The sequence below is a fragment of the Mycobacterium sp. SMC-13 genome (assembly GCF_045311035.1).
Classification (GTDB): Bacteria; Actinomycetota; Actinomycetes; order Mycobacteriales; family Mycobacteriaceae; genus Mycobacterium.
This window is the reverse complement of the sequence record NZ_JBJIAI010000004.1, coordinates 258,538-277,537: the sequence shown is the minus strand read 5'-3', so window position 1 is coordinate 277,537 and position 19,000 is coordinate 258,538. Positions and strand designations below refer to the sequence as shown.

The following is a 19,000-nucleotide window of genomic DNA, read 5'->3' as shown; positions in this document are numbered from 1 at the left end:
CGGCTCACCCCAGCCAGTCGAGCACCGCGGCCGCGGTCCATGACTGTTGCATGCTGCCGAGCGGTTCCCCGGTGAACGGTTCGTAGTATTCGGCGAACGTACCGTCGCTGGCCTGCCGCAGGCCTTCCCGCCGCAGGATCGACGCGCGCTCGGACCAGCCCCGCCGGGCGAAACACCACGAGAAGAGCCACGTCATCACCGGCCACACCGGGCCGCGCCAGTACTCGCGCGGGCGGAAATCGCGGGACACCGGTGACGTCGACGGGATCAGCGGGTACTTGAGATCCGGGTGCGCGCAGAACCGCGGACCCTCCAGGAGGCGCAGCAGCGCCCGTTCGCGGTCATGCGGCAGACCCCCGCACAGCAACGGCGCGAACTGCGCCACGGTCTCACTCTGCACCCACTTACCGGCCCGCAGATCGAAGTCCCGCGCGGCGCCGGTGCGCTCGTCGGCGGTCGCCACCACGCCTTGCCGGAACCGCTCGGCCCACGAATAGAGTTCGCGCACATCCGAATTCGGCCGTTTGTAGTCCTCGCCGATCTCGGCCAGGACCGTACATGCCACCGACAGGATGGCCGAGACGAACACGTCCTCGACCTGGAAGCTCATGACCTTCGGCAGCAGCGTGTCGTCATACCGGACGGACTTCATCTCCTCCAGCAGCCACAGGTACCGGTCGTACTCGACATCGGACGGCCGCTGGCTGGTGTCGGTGATGATCGCGTTGTCCGCACGCTGATACTCGGGCACCGCACCCGGAATCACGTTGGCGTACGCGCTGTCCCACCGCGGTGAGTTGTCCATGCCGGACTCCCAGCCGTGGTACAGCGTCACCCGGCCGTGCTCCTGGGGATCGCGCGCCTCGGCCAGCCAGCGGTGCCAGCGCACCAGGTCGTCCCACCGGCGGTCCAGGAACGCCTCGGCGACCACGCGGGTGGAGCGCCCACGGGTGCGGGCGTGATCCAGAATCCGTTGCACCGCAATGGCATGCACGGGCGGCTGGGTGATGCCGGAGGTATCCCGGTTGCGCGGCGCGTTGACCGCGAGGGAGGAGGTCTCCCACCGCGCCGGCCCGGGGAAGTATCCGTCGACGCCGTTGGCGAACACGATGTGCGGGATCATGCCGTTGGCCCACTGCGCCGACAGCAGTGTGTCCAGCTCGACGACAGCGCGCTCGACCGTCAGCGACGCCAGGCCGATCGACACGAACGCGGCATCCCAGCTCCACATGTGCGGGTACAGCAACGGCGCGGCCGTCGTCATGACGCCGAGGTCATTACCGCGCAGCAGATAGGCGGCGCGGGCCGAGAGCTGGGTGGGCGCGAAGCTGTGGTCGGGTGGCATCGCTGTCTATTGTGCGTCGCGGCCCGGGGATTCGCTGATCGGTAGGCTCACGCCATGCCGACCGCAATGATCACGGGCGCTTCCCGGGGCCTCGGAATGGCCATCGCCGAAGCGCTCGCGCCGACCCACACGCTGTTCCTGGCCGGCCGCCCGACGGCCGAACTCGACGTCGTGGCCGAGCGACTGGGCGCGACCACGTGGCCCATGGACCTCACCGACTACGAGGGCGTCGAAGCGACGGTCGAGCCGATCGACGCGCTCGACGTACTGGTCCACAACGCCGGCGTGGCGTATCCGGGCCGGGTCGGCGAGTCCTCCATCGAGGAGTGGCGGGCCACCATGGAAGTGAATGTGCTTGGCGCCGTCGGTCTTACGCTGCCGCTGCTGCCGGCGTTGCGGGCGGCGCGGGGCCAGGTGATCTTCGTGAACTCCGGTGCCGGCCGGAGCCCGTCGCCCGGCCTGGCGTCGTACACGGCCAGCAAGTTCGCGCTGCGGGGCTTCGCCGATGCCCTGCGCGCCGACGAACCGTCGCTGCGGGTGACGACGGTGTACCCCGGCCGGATCGACACCGACATGCAGTGGAACCTGGTGGCCTACGAGGGCGGTGACTACGACCCGGCGCGGTTCCTGAAGCCCTCGACCGTGGCGCAGGTGATCGCGCAGATCGTGGCCACCCCGGACGACGCCCACCAGCACGAGGTGATCATCCGCCCCCGCTGATTCCTGAGGGATTTGTGCACGATTTTCCGCGGTCAGCGCGAAAAATCGTGCACAAATCCCTGGTTGGTCAGGCGACGATGTTGACCAGCCGGCCGGGCACGACGATGACCTTCTTGGGCGTCGCGCCGGCGAGGAAGGCCTGTACCTTCTCGTCGGCGAGGGCCGCGGCTTCCAGCGTGGCCTTGTCGGCATCGGCGGCGACGACGATCTTGCCGCGCACCTTGCCGTTGACCTGGACGGGGTACTCGACGGTGTCGTCGACCAGGTAGCGCTCGTCGGCGACCGGGAACGGGCCGTGCGCCAGCGACTTCTCGCTGCCCAGGCGGCGCCACAACTCCTCGGCCAGGTGCGGCGCCAGCGGCGCGACCATCAACACCAGCGGCTCGACCGCCGCGCGGGCGGTGACGCCCTCCTTGGTCAGGTGGTTGGTGTACTCGATGAGCTTGGCGGCGGCGGTGTTGTTGCGCAGCGCGGCGTAGTCCTCGTTGACGCCGGCGATGGTCCGGTGCAGGAGCTTGAGCGTCTCCTCGGACAGCGCGTCATCGGAAACCCTTGGCTCACCGGTGGTTTCGTCGACGACGACGCGCCACACGCGCTGCAGGAACCGGTGCGCGCCGACGACGTCCTTGGTCGCCCACGGCCGCGACGCCTCCAGCGGACCCATCGACATCTCGTAGACGCGCAGGGTGTCCGCGCCGTACTCCTCGCAGATCTCGTCGGGCGAGACGGAGTTCTTCAGGCTCTTGCCGATCTTGCCGAACTCCTGGTTGACCTCGATTTCGCCGTCCGGCCCAGTCCAGAAGAACTTGCCTTCGCGCTCAACGACTTCGGCCGCCGGCACGTAGGTGCCGCGGGAGTCGGTGTAGGCGAACGCCTGGATGTAGCCCTGGTTGACGAGGCGCCGGTACGGTTCGCGCGACGACACGTGGCCGAGGTCGAACAGCACCTTGTGCCAGAACCGCGAGTACAGCAGGTGCAGCACCGCGTGCTCGACACCGCCGACGTAGAGGTCGACGCCACCGGGATCACCGGCGCCGTGGATCTCGGGCCGCGGGCCCATCCAGTAGGCCTCGTTCTCCTTGGCGCAGAACGCTTCCGAGTTGTGCGGGTCGGCGTAGCGCAGCTCGTACCAGGAGCTGCCGGCCCACTGCGGCATGACGTTGGTGTCGCGGGTGTAGGGCTGCAGCCCGTCGCCCAGATCGAGGTCGACGTGCACCCACTCGGTGGCCTTGTTCAGCGGCGGCGACGGCTCGCTGTCAGCGTTGTCCGGGTCGAACAGCACCGGCGAGTAGTCGGGCACGTCCGGAAGTTCCACGGGCAGTGCCGAATCCGGCAGCGGGTGGGCCCGGCCGTCGGCGTCGTAGACGATCGGGAACGGCTCGCCCCAGTACCGCTGGCGCGCGAAAAGCCAGTCCCGCAGCTTGAATTCGACGCGGGCCTGGCCGCGGCCGTCCGCGACCAGCTTCTCGGTGACGGCGGCCTTGGCGTCGGCCACGTTCAGGCCGTTCAGGTAGTCGGAATTGACCACCGCGCCGTCGCCCGTGTACGCGGACTCCGAAAGATCGCCGCCGGCAATGACTTCCACAATGGGCAGGCCGAATGCCGTCGCGAACTCCCAGTCACGCTGGTCGTGGCCGGGCACCGCCATGATGGCGCCGGTGCCGTAACCGGCCAGCACGTAGTCGGCGATGAAGATCGGAACCTGTTGGCCGTTCACCGGATTGGTGGCGTAGGCGCCGGTGAAAACGCCGGTCTTGGTCTTGTTCTCCTGGCGCTCCAGGTCGGACTTCGCGGCGATCGCGGCGCGGTAGGCGGCGACCGCCTCGGCCGGCGTGGCCGCACCGTAGGTCCACCGCTCGTCGACGCCGGCCGGCCAGGAATCGGCCAGCAGCGAATCCACCAGGTCATGCTCGGGGGCCAGCACCAGGTAGGTGGCACCGAACAGGGTGTCCGGGCGGGTGGTGAAGACCTCGATGTCGGCGTCGCCGGCGGAGAACAGCACCTCCGCACCGACGGACCGGCCGATCCAGTTGCGCTGCATGGCCTTGACCTTGTCGGGCCAGTCCAGCACGTCCAGGTCCTCGAGCAGCCGGTCGGAGTACGCGGTGATGCGCATCATCCACTGCCGCAACCGCTTCCGGAACACCGGGAAGTTGCCGCGTTCGCTGCGGCCGTCGGAGGTGACCTCTTCGTTGGCCAGCACGGTGCCCAGGCCCGGGCACCAGTTGACCATCGAGTCGGAGCGGTAGACCAGGCGATACGAGTCGACGACCTCGGCACGCTCGGCGGCCGTCAGCGCCGACCAGTCCCGGCCGTCGTCGAGAGTCCGTGCGCCGGAATCGAATTCGGCGATGAGTTCGGCGACCGGCCGGGCCTTCTGCTGCGCCACGTCGAACCAGGCGTTGTAGATCTGCAGGAAGATCCACTGCGTCCATTTGTAGAAGTCGGTGTCGGTGGTGGCGAAGCTGCGGCGCGCGTCGTGGCCCAGGCCCAACCGTCCCAGCTGCCGCCGGAAGTTGACGATGTTGGCCTCGGTCCGGGTGCGCGGGTGCGTGCCCGTCTGGACCGCGTACTGCTCGGCGGGCAGACCGAAGGCGTCGAAGCCCAGGGCGTGCAGGACGTTGCGGCCCGTCATGCGGAAGTAGCGGGCGTACACGTCGGTGGCGATGTAGCCGAGCGGGTGCCCGACGTGCAGGCCGTCGCCCGAGGGGTACGGGAACATGTCCTGCACGAACATCTTGTCCGCGGGCACCGGCGAGCCGTCGGTGGGTGCGAGCGAGCCGACGGGGTTCGGCACGTTGAAGGTGCCGCGGTCCGTCCACACCTGCTGCCAGTCGGCCTCGATGCGGCCGGCCAGTTCGGCCGTGTAACGGTGCTGCGGGCTGCCGGCGTCAACGGCCACGGCGGCCTCGGGACGCACGTCTGCCTGCGCATTCGGGGAATCGCTCACGTGCACAGGGTAGTCAACACCCCCGGCGCGACCTGCATCACGCCAGCCGATCGGCGTTGGTCTCGGTTCCGTTGCAGTGCGGTCAGAGCACGGTTGCAGGTGCGCGCCGGATCTGGTGGGCACTGCACACACCTACCTACAGTCGGCTGCAGTGCAACGCGTGAGACAGAAGTGAAGCGGAAGGACCGACGCCACATGTTCGAGAACGCCCGCCACTGGCGGCTTCTGGCAGGAGGTGTCGCCGCGGGCCTGGCGGGCGTCGTCGGCTTCGCAGGCAACACCGCATCCGCCGATCCCCTGCCGCCCCAACCCGTCGTCCCGGCACCGGCGACGGTGACCCAGACGGTCACGGTGCAGGCCGCCCCGGCGCCGGTGGCTGCCGCCCAGCCGGCCGGACCCGCGTTCATCCCCGCAGGTCAGCCCGCGGGCGTACCCCAGCCGGCCACGCTTCCCCAGCCCGCAGTGGCGCAGCCGGTCGTCGCCCCGGCGCCGGCGCCCGCACCCGCCATCGCCCCGGCTGCCTCGGGCACCATCGCCGAGTTCTTCCGCGCCCACAACGTCGCCATGCAGCGGCAGACCGCCGCCGGCTTCACCGCACTGAACATCGTCCTGCCGGTGCCGCCGGGCTGGGCCGCGGTGCCCGACCCGAACGTGCCCGACGCGTTCGCCGTGATCGCCGACCGCGTCGGCGGCGACGGCCTCTACACCTCGAACGCCGCGCTGCAGGTCTACAAGCTGGTCGGCAACTTCGACCCGCGCGAAGCCATCAGCCACGGCTTCATCGACAGCCAGCAGCAGGTCGCGTGGCGGTCCACCGACGGTTCGATGGCCGATTTCTATGGCATGCCGTCGTCGATCATCGAGGGCACCTACCGCGAGAACAACCTGACGCTGAACACCTCGAGGCGGCACGTCATCGCGACGTCGGGCACAGACCGCTACCTGGTGACGCTGTCGGTGACCACGAGTGCGCAGGTGACCGTCGCGTCCGGCAATGCCACCGACGCCATCGTCAACGGGTTCAAGGTCAGCGCGCCGGGTGCGCCCGCCGCCGCACCCGCACCCGCTGCCGTTCCCGCAGCACCGGCACCCGCTGCCGCGCCCGTCGCACCGGCACCCGTCCCGGCTCCGGCCGCTCCGATGGTTCCCGCACCGGCCGCCGTCCCGGCGCACACCGCCGGAGCGGTACCGCTCACCGCGACGATCCCCGGGCTGGGCCGCTGACCGGTCGCCGGTTTGGAGCGGCCGCCCGGCCGCCCCTATCCTGAGACGCATGCTGATCGCCGCCGTGCTGTGCCTGTGCGCGGCCGTGGTGACCGCGGGCGTCGGCGCCTGGTCGCTGAGCCGGCCCCCCTCGACCGACACCGTGCCGCGCGTGCTGCGCTCGGTGGCACCGATCCAACTCGCGACGGCCGCGATGCTGGCCGCCGGTGGTGTCGTCGCGCTCGTCGCACCGCGCAGCACCGGGGTGATGGTCCTGATGGTGTGCGTCATCGGCGCCGTCGGCACCTTCGCGGCCGGTTGCTACCAGGGTGCCAAGGCCGGGGCCGCCATGATGGCCCGGGACAACGCGCCCGCCGGTGACGGCTGCGCCGGCAGCTGCGCCAGCTGCACGCTGTCCTGCAGCTAGCTCCGGTCCGCGTTCGCGTGGATCGCGTCGCGACAGAAGGCCGCCAGCCCCGGCAACCCGAATGACTCGTCGTAGTTGGCGACATATCTCGGGTCACTCACGTACATGTCGCCGAGAGTCCGGTGGAACTCCGGCGGACAGTCGTAGAACCAGCGGTTCACGTGGAGCCGGTGCTTCTCGGCCGCATCCATCGCTTCTTCGGAGTCAGCGGGCAGGCCGGCCCGGAACGCATCGGCGAAGGCCTTTTCCACGGCTTCGCCCTCGGACTTGATCTGAATCCAGTCGTCCTTGCCGTAGGACTTCGCGCGGCGCTGCGATTCCTTCCACTCCGCGGTCTCGCCCCACTTCTGCTCGGCCTCCGCCTGGTAGTCGTCGAAGCTGTCACCGAAAAGTTCGCGCATGTCGTCGTCGGTCATGGGCTTGTTCGCCATTGCTTTCTCCAATGCCTGGTCGATTGCCTCGACGAGCTTGGTCATCTCATCGAGCCGGGACATGACACGTTCGCGCTGCCGGACCAGATGGCTGACCTCGTCGCCGTCGGCCAGCAGACTCTCGATCTCGTCGAGAGACAGCTCGAGCCGGCGGTAGACGATGATCTGGGACAACCGCGTCAGGTCCGCCGGCGCGTAAAGCCGGTAGCCCGACACCGAACGCCGACTCGGAGTCAGCAACCCGATCTGGTCATAGTGGTGGAGCGTCCGGACCGTGATGCCAAACCGCTCCGCGACCTCGCCCACGGTGAGCCCGTCCACCCGCATCTCCTGCGTCACATCGACCAGACTGGCGCCTGACGTCGCGTGAGGGTCAAGTCAGTTACGGCTCACGTCGATCGGGTGCGTCGCCAACATCGCCATGGGCATCGGCTGACGCCGTAGCACCCGCGACCACAGATCCACCCGCGGTCCCACGAGGACGTCCGACGGCAACGCCGACAGCACGATCCAGTCGTCGCGCTCGATCTCACCGTCGAGCTGACCCACCGACCACCCCGAATAGCCGGCGTAGATCCGGACGCCCTCGACGGCGCTTTCGATCTCCTCGGGATCGGCGTCCAGGTCGACCATCGCGATACGGCCCTGCACATGCCGCAGGCCGGGCACCGACGACACGTCGACGCCGACCTTCAGGGTCGCCAGGCACAGCGCGGAATCGCGCTTCACCGGACCGCCGATGAACATCGACTTGGGTTTCTTCGCGAGCTTCGCCCACTGCGGCAGCACGTTGTAGACGGCCGTCTCGCTGGGCCGGTTCAGGACGACGCCGAGCGTGCCACCGGAGTTGTGCTCGACGATGTAGATGACGCTGCGCCGGAACGTCGGCTCGAGCAGGTCGGTGTTGGCGAGCAGCAGTGTCCCCGCCCGAATCCCATGCGAGGCGGGAGCGAAATCGCGGTAATCCTCCGGTTCCTCTGACTGCGCCACGCCCTCCATCATGGCACTTGGGAGCCGTCGCCGTGACCAACGCACACGGCCCGCCGGGATATTTGTACTGTGGAGCGGGTCGCTTCAACCACGCCCGGCACTCCCAAATTCAGGACACGAACATCCCAGTGACCGCCAGCCGTCCCCACCACGTCGTCCTGCATGCGGTGCAGGCCCTACCGGACTTCCGCCGGCTGCTGGAACTGCGCGCGGTCAGCCAATTCGGTGACGGACTCTTCCAGGCCGGCCTGGTGGGCGGCCTGCTGTTCAGTCCGGAACGCCAGGCCACCCCGTTGGCCATCGCCGGCGCCTTCGCCGCGCTGTACCTGCCGTACTCGCTGCTGGGTCCGTTTGCCGGCGCGCTGCTCGACCGCTGGGACCGCCGGCAGGTGCTCATCGCCGCCAACCTCGGCCGGCTGCTGGTGATGATCTGCGTCGGCGCGCTGCTGGCCAACGCCGCGACCGACCAGTGGATCCTGTTCGGCGCGTTGATCGTCAACGGCTTCACCCGCTTCGTCTCGTCCGGGCTGTCGGCCGCACTGCCGCACGTCGTGCCCACCGAACACGTCGTGTCGATGAACTCGGTGGCGACCGCGTGCGGCGCCGTCTCGGCGTTCGTCGGCGCCAACGTGATGCTGCTGCCCCGATGGCTGCTGGGTGCGGGCGACACCAGCTCGGCCGTGGTGATCTGGTTGGCGGCGCTGGCCGTCGCGGTGGCGCTGTGGCTGTCGGTGCGCTTCCACCGCCACCTCCTCGGACCTGACGACAGCGCCCGCGCGGTCCACGGTTCGGTCGCCTACGCCGTCATCACCGGCTGGGTCTACGGCCTGCGGTCGGTGGCGAACGTGCCGACCGTGACCGCCACCCTGACCGGTCTGGCGGCGCACCGGATGGTGTTCGGCATCAACACCCTGATGGTCCTGGTGATCGTCCGGCACGGCGGCGGCGAACACGTCGCCGGGTTCGCGGTGACCGTCGTGTTCGTCGCTGCCGCGGGCCTCGGGTCGTTCCTGGGCAATGTCGTCATGCCGACGGCGGTGCGCCGCTGGGGTCGCTACGCGACCGCCAACGGAGCCCTCGCCATTGCGGCCGTGGTTCAACTCTCCGGCGTCGGTCTGCAGATACCGGTCCTGATCGCCTGCAGTCTGGTGCTGGGCACGGCCGGACAGGTGGTCAAGCTGTGCGCCGACTCGGCGATGCAGCTCGACGTCGACGACGCCCTGCGCGGCCACGTGTTCGCGGTCCAGGACGCGCTGTTCTGGATGGCGTTCATCGTCGCGATCACGGCATCGGCGGCGGTGATCCCGGACGACGGCAAGTCCTCGGCACTTATGGCCGCCGGCTCCGTGGTCTACCTCGTGGGCCTGGCCCTGCACGCGACGCTGGGCAAGCGCAGCAGAACCAGCGGTACCGTCTAGGGTGCTGCCATGGCCCCCAATGCTGCTGCCGGTGTCATCGCCGATCTGCGTGCCGAAAGTGACGACCTGGACCGCCTGGTCGCCGACCTGCCACCCGCCGAGTGGGCCACTGCGACCCCGGCCGAGGGCTGGACCATCGCCCACCAGATCGCGCATCTGTGGTGGACCGACAAGGTGTCGGTACTGGCGGTGACCGACGAGGAGGCCTTCGCCGCGACGCTCACCGAGGCGTGGAAGAACCCGCTCGGCTTCGTCGACGTGGCGGCCGAAGAACTCGCGCAGACCCCGCCGGCGGAGATGCTGGCGCAGTGGCGCGCGACCCGGAACACGCTGCACGACGCGCTCGAAGGTGTCGCCGACGGCCGCAAGCTGCCGTGGTTCGGCCCGCCGATGAGCGCCGCGTCCATGGCGAGCGCACGGCTGATGGAGACCTGGGCGCACGGCGCCGACGTCGCCGACACGCTCGGGGTCCGGCGTGAGCCCACGGTCCGGCTCAAGTCGATCGCGCACATCGGCGTTCGGACAAGGGATTTCGCGTTCACGCTCCACGAGCTGACCCCGCCGGCCGAGGTGTTTCACGTGGAACTTTCCGCCCCCGACGGCTCGGTGTGGACTTGGGGTCCGGACGACGCCGCACAGCGGGTCACGGGCTCGGCCGAGGACTTCTGCCTGCTGGTCACCCAGCGGCGGCCGCTCCGCGAACTCGACGTCAAGGCCGTCGGCGACGACGCCCAGAAGTGGCTGACCATCGCCCAGGCCTTCGCCGGGCCGCCGGGAGCGGGCCGGGGCTGAGTCCGCGCCGTTGACCCTGCGCCGCTGACAGGGTCAACGCTGGATCGCGCCGGCCGAGTCGGCCGCGCCATCGCCGTCGGTATCGGACAGCTGCACATCCCACCGCCCGTCGCCGTCGGTGTCCGCGTACGCCACCGGCCCGGCCAGCACGCGGTCCGCGAGTCCGTTGCCGTCGGCGTCGATCAGCCGGTCGTCGACCGCACCGTCACCGTCGAAGTCGACGACCGCTCCCCCGCTCTGCTCGGTGCCGTCCAGGCCGAACCACCGCAGCCCCGAGCCCACCGCCCAGGTGCCCGATCCGTCGTCGGTGAACGACCTGCGCGCGCCGTCGACATCGATCACGGCGTGGTCGGCCCGGCCGTCCCCGTCGAAGTCGGCCAGCGCGTCGTCGAACAATCCGTCGCCGTCCACGTCCAGCCGCACGCCGTCCAGCGTGCCGTCGCCGTCGGCGTCCACCGCCGGCTCCCCCGGCCACCACGACGCCGACCCGTCTCCGTCACTCAGGCAATAGTCCATACCTGAATGGACGGCTGATCAGCCTCTGGCGTTCCACCATTTCTGCAATTCGGCGACGGCCTCGTCGTGCGACAGCGGGCCGCGGTCCAGCCGGAGCTCCTTGAGGAACCGCCACGCCTCGCCGACCTGGGGCCCGGCCGGGATGCCGAGCAGCGTCATGATCTCGTTGCCGTCGAGGTCCGGCCGCACCCGAGCCAGATCCTCCTTCGCGGCCAGCTCCTCGATGCGCCGCTCGAGACCGTCGTAGTTGGCCTGCAACCGCGCCGCGCGACGGCGATTGCGGGTGGTGCAGTCCGCGCGCACCAGCTTGTGCAGCCGGCTCAGCAGCGGCCCGGCGTCGGTCACGTAGCGCCGCACCGCCGAGTCCGTCCACTTGCCGGTGCCCTTGTCGTCGGCGTAGCCGTGGAACCGCAGGTGCAGATACACCAGCTGCGAGACGTCGTCGACCATCTGCTTGGAGTACTTGAGCGCGCGCATGCGCTTGCGCGTCATCTTCGCGCCGACCACCTCGTGGTGGTGGAAGCTGACGCCACCGTCGGGCTCGTGGCGGCGGGTGTCGGGCTTGCCGATGTCGTGCAGCAGCGCGGCCCAGCGCAGCACCAGGTCGGGTCCCTCGTCCTCGAGGTCGATCGCCTGCCGCAGCACCGTCAGCGAGTGGTGATAGACGTCCTTGTGCTGATGGTGCTCGTCGATCGCCATTCGCATGGCACCGACCTCGGGCAGCACGACGTCGCCCAGTCCGGTCTGCACCATCAGGTCCACGCCGGCCATGGGGTCCGCGCCGAGCATCAGCTTGTCGAGTTCCGCGGCCACGCGCTCGGCGGTGATCCGGCCCAGCTGCGGCGCCATCTCGATCAGGGCCTCGAGAACGCGCGGCGCCACCGAGAACCCCAGCTGTGAGACGAAGCGGGCGGCCCGCAACATCCGCAGCGGATCGTCACCGAAGGACACCTGCGGCGCCGACGGGGTGTCGAGCACCTTGTCCGCCAGCGCGGCGAGCCCGCCCAGCGGATCGTGGAATTCACCGATGCCGCCGGGCAGGTCGGGGTTGATCCGGACGGCCATCGCGTTCACGGTGAAGTCCCGGCGCACCAGGTCTTCCTCGAGCCGGTCGCCGAACACCACCTCGGGATTGCGGGACACCTGGTCGTAGCTGTCGGCGCGGAAGGTGGTGATCTCGATGCGCTGCCCGTACTTGGCCGCCCCGATGGTCCCGAACTCGATCCCGGTGTCCCACAACGCTTCTGCCCAGCCGCGCAGCATCTTCTGCAACTCGGCCGGACGGGCGTCGGTGGTGAAGTCCAGGTCGTTGAGGTCACGGCCGAGCAGCGCATCGCGCACACTGCCGCCCACCAGGTACAGGTCATGACCCGCGGCGGCGAACACCCGCCCGAGGTCTACGAGCAAACCCGCATGCTTGTTCAGTGCGACCGCGGCAGCGGTCAGCAACGCGGCATCGGTACTTGCTTCGTTCGGCACGTCCGATGAGCCTAATGCGCCCACCCCACGGTTTGGTACCGACCATCGCGGCACGGTCACAACTGGGCCACTGACCGGCGAGTGGGGACAGAGCGCCCAACCTGAGCAGCTACTATCGCTTGGGTGTCGGAAGGCGAGCGTGCCAAACCACGACGACGCCGCGGGCGACGTCGCGGTCGACGCTCGGCAGGTCCGCCCAGCGACAACACCCAGGGCACCGACACCGATTCGGCCGCTGCGCCCCGCAACGGCACCGCACAAGCCGCCCCGGCTGCGGCTCCCGCCACTCCCGCCCCCCGCAAGTCGAACAACGACCGGCTGCGCACCGTCCACGAGACATCGGCCGGCGGGCTGGTGATCGACGGCCTCGACGGCCCCAAAGACACCCAGAAGGCGGCACTCATCGGCCGCATCGACCGCCGCGGCCGCATGCTGTGGTCCCTGCCCAAGGGGCACATCGAACTCGGCGAGACGGCCGAACAGACCGCCATCCGTGAGGTCGCCGAGGAGACCGGACTGCAGGGCAGCGTGCTGGCCGCGCTCGGCAGCATCGACTACTGGTTCGTGACCGAGGGCCGGCGCGTGCACAAGACAGTGCACCATTACCTGATGCGATTCCTGGGCGGTGAACTCTCCGACGACGACGTCGAGGTCACCGAAGTGGCGTGGGTGCCGCTTCGGGAACTGCCGTCCCGCCTGGCCTACGCCGACGAGCGCAAGCTCGCCGAGGTGGCCGGCGAACTGATCGACAAACTGCACACCGATGGACCGGGCGCCCTGCCGCCGCTGCCGCGCACCGCGCCGCGTCGCCGCCCACAGACCCATTCCCGCACGCGGAACCATCGCACCGACGACTCCGCCCATACCCAACCCGGCCGCCGCGCGAACGGCTGCGGACCCGGGTCGTGAAGGTCAGGTTGGCGGCCTCGACAGTTCTCCTGCGCGTCCTGGCAGTCACCGCCCTGTTGCTGTTGCTCACCGCCCCGATCACGCCGCATTCGTCGGCAGGCGAACCGGGCGGGACGACGTTCCTGCAACTGCGCATCGACCACGTCACCCCCGACGTGGTCACCACCACGAGCGAGCCGGTGGTGACGGTCAGCGGCACCGTCACCAATGTCGGTGACCGCCCGGTGCACGACGTCATGGTGCGCCTCGAGCACGCGGCGGCGGTGACGTCGTCATCCGGGCTGCGGACGACGCTGGCCGGGGAACCGACGGACTTCTCCGCCGTCGGCGACTTCACCACGGTGTCGCAGGATCTGGCGCGCGGGCAGAGCGTGCCGTTCCGGCTCGCGTACCCGGTCCGCTCGGCCGACCATCCCGCCCTCGGCATCGACCACCCCGGTGTGTATCCGCTGCTCGTCAACGTCAACGGAACACCCGACTACGGGTCGGCCGCCCGGCTCGACGACGCCCGCTTCCTGCTGCCGGTGCTCGGCGTACCCGCCACTCCGCCCGCTGGGGGCAGCGGTAGTGGCACCGGCCAACAGCCGATCGACGCCGTCGTACCACCCGACACCGCCCATCCCGTCGCACTGACACTGCTCTGGCCGCTCGCCGACCGTCCGCACCTGGCGGCCGGCGTCCCCGGACGCACCGAACCGGCCCGCCTCGCCGACGACGACCTCGCCGCCTCCCTGGCCAACGGCGGCCGCCTCGACACCCTGCTGGCCGCGGCGGACTTCGCCACCAACGACCAGGTGGATCCCGGCGGCCTCATGCGCGGCGCGATGTGTCTGGCCGTCGACCCCGACCTGCTGATCACCGTCAACGCGATGAGCGGCGGCTACGTCGTGTCCGACGACCCGGCGGCCGGTCTGAACTCGCCCACACACCCCGGCACCGGACAGCAGGCCGCGACCGAATGGCTGAACCGGCTGCGCGAGCTGGCCCAGCGGGTGTGCGTCACCCCGACCGTGTACGCCCAGGCCGACCTGCGGGCGCTGCAACGCGTCGGCGGCGGCGTGCTGAGCGCCACCGCGACCACCGACGCGGGACCGATCGTCAACCAACTGCTCGGCGTCCAGTCCCTGCGCGGCGCCACCGTCGTGGGTGACGGGCCGCTCACCGGCCCGGCGGTGCGGCTGCTGTCCGCGCAGCCCGAACCGACCGTCGCGATCGCGGCCGCCCCCGTCACCGCCGACGAGGCCGCGAATCCCGCCGACACCGCGCCCCGCCGCTACAGCGACAAGGTCACCGTGGCGCCGTTCGACCCGTGCGTCGCCGCGGCCCTGGCCGGCGCCGGCCGGACCCCGATCTCGCCCGGATACCTGGACACGTCGCTGCACGTGCCGCTGAACCACGACTCCCCGGTGGCACGCCGTCAGGACGCCATCGCCTCGGTGCTGTGGCGTGGCCTGCAACCCGAGGCACAACCGCGCAACCAGATCCTGATGCCGCCGTTGGCGTGGGACGTGACACCCGACGACGCCCAGGCGATCCTGACGTCGGTGGCCACCGCCATACATTCCGGGCTGGCCGTCGCCCGCCCGATGCCCGCGGTGATCGCCGACGCGCAGGCACTGCCGTCCACCTTGTCGGCCACCCCGCCGGACAACGGGACCGGAAACCCCAAGGCGCGCTACGGCGACGGCATCACCAGCCAGATCTCGACCACGATGGAGCGCATCTGGGGCCTGACCGCCGCGCTGACCGTCAACACCCAGACGGGGCTGACGGGCGATCAGTACACGGCGCCGCTGCGGGAGGACATGCTGCGGGCGCTGACGCAGTCCGTGCCGCCGAGTGTCCGCGAGGCCCTGGCCCAGCAGCGCATCACCACCACGCAGCGCACCATGACCGACCTGTTCCACGGCGTGACGGTCGTCAACCCCGGCGGCTCGTACACGCTGGCCACCGAACGCAGTCCCCTCCCCCTGGCTCTGCGCAACGATCTGCCCGTGCCGATCCGGGTGCGGCTGGTCATCGACGCGCCGCCCGGCATGACCGTCACCGACATGGGTGAGATCGAACTGCCGCCGGGCTACCTGCCGCTGCGGGTACCGATCGAGGTGCACTTCACCCAGCGCGTCGCGGTCGATGTCTCCCTGCGCACGGCCAACGGGCTGACGCTCGGGGAACCGGTGCGGTTGTCGGTGCACTCCAACGCCTACGGCAAGGTGCTGTTCTTCATCACGCTGTCCGCCGGCGCGGTCCTGTTCCTGCTCGCCGGCCGGCGGTTGTGGCACCGGTTCCGCGGTCAGCCCGACCGCGCCGACCTGGACCGCCCGCACCACGCCCGGCCCATCCGGCCCGATCCGCTCGACACCGCCATCGCCCACGCCCCGGAGGACTCATGAGCGAGGCTCGCCGAGCGAATCAACCGGCACTGGGCGCCCCACCGCGCTCGAACCCCGCGACGACGGCACCGCCCCGGCGGGCCGAACTGTCCGACGCCGCCGTCGTCTCCCGGTCGTGGGGCATGGCACTGGCCACCCTGGTCAGCCGCATCACCGGGTTTCTGCGGATCGTGCTGCTCGCCGCGATTCTCGGTGCGGCCCTGTCCAGTTCGTTCACCGTCGCGAACCAGCTGCCGAACATGGTGGCCGCCCTGGTTCTCGAAGCGACCTTCACCGCGATCTTCGTGCCGGTGCTGGCCCGCGCCGAACGTGACGACGCGGACGGTGGCGCCGCGTTCGTGCGTCGGCTGGTCACGCTCGCCACGGCGCTGCTGCTGCTGACGACGGTGCTGTCGGTCGCGGCGGCACCGCTGCTGGTGCGGCTGATGCTGGGCAGCGACCCGCAGGTCAACGAGCCGCTCACCACCGCCTTCGCGTATCTGCTGCTGCCGCAGATCATCTTCTACGGGTTGACCTCGGTCTACATGGCAATCCTGAACAACCGCAACGTGTTCGGGCCCCCGGCGTGGGCGCCGGTGCTCAACAACGTGGTGGCGATCGTCACGCTGTGTGTGTATGTGCTTGTCCCGGGCGAACTCTCGATCGATCCGGTCGAGATGGGCAACGCCAAACTGCTCGTGCTCGGCATCGGTACCACCCTCGGCGTCGTGGCCCAGGCCGCCGTCCTGCTGTACTCCCTGCAGCGGCACCGCGTCGACCTGCGGCCGCTGTGGGGTATCGACGACCGGCTCAAGAAGTTCGGCACCATGGCCGTCGCGATGATGCTGTACGTCCTGATCAGTCAGATCGGCCTGATCGTCGGCAACGAGATCGCCAGCCACGCAGCCGCATCCGGCCCCGCGATCTACAACTACGCCTGGCTGCTGCTGCAGCTGCCGTTCGGCATGATCGGCGTCACGGTACTGACCGTGGTCATGCCCAGGCTGTCGCGCAACGCCGCCGCGGACGACAACCCCGCGGTGCTCGCCGACTTCTCGCTGGCCACCCGGCTGACCATGGTGACGCTGATCCCGATCGTCGCATTCATGACCGTCGCCGGCCCCGCCATCGGCAGTGCTCTGTTCGCGTACGGCAACTTCGGCGCCACCGACGCCGGCTATCTCGGCATGGCCATCACGCTGTCGGCGTTCACCCTGATCCCGTATTCGATGGTGCTGCTGGAACTTCGGGTGTTCTACGCCCGCGAACAACCGTGGATCCCGATCGTCCTGATCGTCGTGATCACCGTGGTGAAGATCGTCGGCTCGCTCATCGCGCCCCACCTGACCGACGATCGCGAACTCGTGGCCGGCTACCTGGGCCTCGCCAACGGGCTGGGCTTCCTGGCCGGCGCGACGGTCGGCTATGTGCTGCTGCGGTCGGCGTTGCGGCCACCGCGCGGCCGGATGATCGAGCTGCCGGTTATCCGGACCATCCTCGTGACCATCTGCGCCTCCCTCGGTTCGGGATTGCTGGCCTATGTCGCCGACCGCCTGCTGGGGTTCGACCGGCTGACCGAGCACGGCGGCGCCGGCGGATCGTTGCTGCGGCTGGTTCTGCTCGGCCTGATCATGCTCCCGGTGATCGTGGCCGTCCTCGTGGCCGCCAAGGTGCCCGATGCCCTGGCCGCAGTGGCTTTCGTGAAACTCCGGCTGGGTCGCGGCACACCGGCACCGACCCCCGCTGTCCAGGTCAGCTCGGCTGTACCGGGCTCCCGACGGACCTCGGTCCCGTACCCTGGACACGGCAATTCATCACCGGTACCACCGCGGCCCGGCGCGTCCGCCACTGGCGGGGCAAGCCGGGACAGTGGTACCACGGGCGGGCTTCGGAAAGGATTTGCGGTGACCGACGCACCTGCGGAGCAGGGATCCGCCCACATCCCGGATACGTCCGGCGGCGACGACGTCGCGTTACGGGCCGGCGCAGTCGTCGCCGACGGCCGCTACCGGCTGCTCGTCTTCCACGGCGGTCCCCCGGATCTGCAGTTCTGGCACGCCCTCGACATCGCGCTCGATCGCCAGGTCGCGCTGACGTTCGTCGACCCCGACGGCGAGCTGCCGGAGTCGATGGTCCAGGAAATCCTCACCCGGACAAGCAAACTGAGCCACATCGAAGGCCCCGGCCTGGCCCGCATCCTGGACGTCACCCGGCTCGGCCACGGTGGTCTGGTGGTCAGCGAATGGATCCGCGGCGGTTCGCTCGCCGAGGTGGCCGCGACGGAACCGTCCCCGATGGGCGGCGCCCGCGCCATCCAGTCCCTGGCTTCGACGGCCGAATCCGCGCACCGCGCCGGCGTCGCGCTGTCGGTCGACCACCCCGGCCGGATCCGGGTCAGCATCGAGGGCGACGTGGTGCTCGCCTTCCCCGGCACGCTGCCGTCGGCCACCCCCGAGGACGACATCCGCGGCGTCGGTGCCACGCTGTACGCGCTGCTGGTCAACCGGTGGCCGCTGCCCGAGGGCGGTGCGCTCAGCGGCATGCTGCCCGCGACGCAGAACAGCGCGGGCCAGCCCGTCGAACCCCGCGCCATCGACCCGACCATCCCGTTCCAAATCTCCGCCGCGGCCGCCCGGGCCGTGCAGGAAGGCGGCGGAATCCGTTCGGCGCCAACACTGTTGAACCTGCTGCAGCAGACGACCACCGTTGCCGACACCACCGAACTGCTCGCGCCCGTCGACGGCTCTCAGGGCCCGGAGACCGAGGACGCCGCCGAACTCGAAGCGGCGGCGAAACGTCGCAAGGCACTGCTGATCGGCGTGGGTGTCGGCGGCGCCGTACTACTCGTGGCGCTGCTGGTATTGGCTTCGGTGCTCAAGGGCATCTTCGGCGACGTCGGTGGCGGTCTGGACAAGCAGCAGCTCGGCCTCAACAGTCAGCATCCGACCTCCAGTGGCGCCCCGACGCCCGGCAATGTGGTGAAACCCGTTGGAGTGACGGTCTTTTCGCCCGGCGGTGGCGCGGACTCCCCCGAGACCGCGGGCAAGGCCATCACCGGCGCAGCGGGTGACGCCTGGTCGACTGACGTCTACACCGATCCCGCACCGTTCCCCGGGTTCAAGAGCGGCGTCGGCCTCATGCTGAACCTGCCCCAGTCGACCACCGTCGCGTCGGTCAGCCTGAACCTGACCAGCACCGGCACCGCGGTCCAGATCCGGTCGGCCCAGACGGCCACCCCGTCCTCCTTGGACGCCACGACCGTCCTGACGCAGCCGGCGACCATGAAGCCCGGGACCAACACCATCACGATCTCGGGCGCGCAGCCGACACAGCATCTGCTGATCTGGATCTCCACGCTGGGGACCGTCGACGGCAAGAGCAAGACCGACATCTCCAACGTGGTCGTCAAGGCCGCCGGCTAAGTTATCCACAGGCCCTGACCTGCCAT

At 69.8% G+C, this 19,000-nt stretch carries 14 protein-coding genes; 8 read left to right on the top strand and 6 right to left on the bottom strand.

All coding sequences use genetic code 11. The annotated features are described in order from the left end of the window. Window positions 1-4 precede the first annotated feature (4 nt). Window positions 5-1,345 (bottom strand): amylo-alpha-1,6-glucosidase, encoded by a 1,341-nt coding sequence (locus ACJH6I_RS08950; protein WP_318985826.1) that lies wholly within the window; start codon window positions 1,343-1,345, stop codon window positions 5-7. Window positions 1,346-1,399: 54 nt separating this feature from the next. Here ACJH6I_RS08950 and ACJH6I_RS08945 point away from each other — a divergent pair, with 54 nt between their 5' ends. Next, the gene (locus tag ACJH6I_RS08945; protein WP_318985827.1) at window positions 1,400-2,065 is read left to right on the top strand and encodes an SDR family oxidoreductase; all 666 of its coding nucleotides are present in this window, start codon (window positions 1,400-1,402) and stop codon (window positions 2,063-2,065) included. Between the two features lie 67 nt (window positions 2,066-2,132). On the opposite strand, the gene leuS is transcribed toward ACJH6I_RS08945, so the two are convergent. After that, on the bottom strand, window positions 2,133-5,015 hold the full coding sequence (gene leuS / locus ACJH6I_RS08940) for a leucine--tRNA ligase (RefSeq protein ID WP_406783960.1): 2,883 nt from the start codon (window positions 5,013-5,015) through the stop codon (window positions 2,133-2,135). A 195-nt stretch (window positions 5,016-5,210) separates the two neighbouring features. Here leuS and ACJH6I_RS08935 point away from each other — a divergent pair, with 195 nt between their 5' ends. Further along, window positions 5,211-6,239 (top strand): LpqN/LpqT family lipoprotein, encoded by a 1,029-nt coding sequence (locus ACJH6I_RS08935; protein WP_318985828.1) that lies wholly within the window; start codon window positions 5,211-5,213, stop codon window positions 6,237-6,239. 49 nt (window positions 6,240-6,288) lie between these two features. Continuing rightward, complete coding sequence (locus tag ACJH6I_RS08930) at window positions 6,289-6,645, top strand: hypothetical protein (RefSeq protein ID WP_212807785.1); 357 nt, start codon at window positions 6,289-6,291, stop codon at window positions 6,643-6,645. Here ACJH6I_RS08930 and ACJH6I_RS08925 read toward each other — a convergent pair. Further along, the gene (locus tag ACJH6I_RS08925; RefSeq protein ID WP_318985904.1) at window positions 6,642-7,397 is read right to left on the bottom strand and encodes a MerR family transcriptional regulator; all 756 of its coding nucleotides are present in this window, start codon (window positions 7,395-7,397) and stop codon (window positions 6,642-6,644) included. The genes ACJH6I_RS08930 and ACJH6I_RS08925 overlap by 4 nt on opposite strands. Before the next feature lie 57 nt (window positions 7,398-7,454). Further along, window positions 7,455-8,075 carry a YqgE/AlgH family protein gene (locus tag ACJH6I_RS08920; RefSeq protein WP_318985829.1) on the bottom strand — a complete coding sequence of 207 codons (621 nt, stop codon included), beginning with the start codon at window positions 8,073-8,075 and terminating at the stop codon, window positions 7,455-7,457. 119 nt (window positions 8,076-8,194) lie between these two features. Between ACJH6I_RS08920 and ACJH6I_RS08915 the strand changes: the two genes are divergently transcribed. After that, a complete protein-coding gene (locus ACJH6I_RS08915) occupies window positions 8,195-9,484 on the top strand; it encodes an MFS transporter (RefSeq protein ID WP_318985830.1) in 1,290 nt (429 codons plus the stop codon). 9 nt (window positions 9,485-9,493) lie between these two features. Continuing rightward, a complete protein-coding gene (locus tag ACJH6I_RS08910; protein WP_318985831.1) occupies window positions 9,494-10,276 on the top strand; it encodes a TIGR03084 family metal-binding protein in 783 nt (260 codons plus the stop codon). 33 nt (window positions 10,277-10,309) lie between these two features. On the opposite strand, the gene ACJH6I_RS08905 is transcribed toward ACJH6I_RS08910, so the two are convergent. After that, window positions 10,310-10,792: a pullulanase gene (locus ACJH6I_RS08905; RefSeq protein WP_318985832.1), complete on the bottom strand. Its 483-nt coding sequence runs from the start codon at window positions 10,790-10,792 to the stop codon at window positions 10,310-10,312. An 18-nt stretch (window positions 10,793-10,810) separates the two neighbouring features. Then, window positions 10,811-12,271: a CCA tRNA nucleotidyltransferase gene (locus ACJH6I_RS08900; RefSeq protein ID WP_318985833.1), complete on the bottom strand. Its 1,461-nt coding sequence runs from the start codon at window positions 12,269-12,271 to the stop codon at window positions 10,811-10,813. A 123-nt stretch (window positions 12,272-12,394) separates the two neighbouring features. Between ACJH6I_RS08900 and ACJH6I_RS08895 the strand changes: the two genes are divergently transcribed. The 3 genes from ACJH6I_RS08895 to murJ are packed head-to-tail and all read left to right on the top strand — an operon-like array spanning window position 12,395 to window position 18,974. Next, complete coding sequence (locus ACJH6I_RS08895; protein WP_318985834.1) at window positions 12,395-13,180, top strand: NUDIX hydrolase; 786 nt, start codon at window positions 12,395-12,397, stop codon at window positions 13,178-13,180. Further along, window positions 13,177-15,573 (top strand): hypothetical protein, encoded by a 2,397-nt coding sequence (locus tag ACJH6I_RS08890; RefSeq protein ID WP_406783959.1) that lies wholly within the window; start codon window positions 13,177-13,179, stop codon window positions 15,571-15,573. Before ACJH6I_RS08895 ends, ACJH6I_RS08890 begins: the two co-directional genes overlap by 4 nt. After that, window positions 15,570-18,974: a murein biosynthesis integral membrane protein MurJ gene (murJ, locus tag ACJH6I_RS08885; RefSeq protein WP_406783958.1), complete on the top strand. Its 3,405-nt coding sequence runs from the start codon at window positions 15,570-15,572 to the stop codon at window positions 18,972-18,974. The genes ACJH6I_RS08890 and murJ overlap by 4 nt, the downstream gene beginning before the upstream one ends. The last annotated feature ends 26 nt before the right edge of the window (window positions 18,975-19,000 follow it).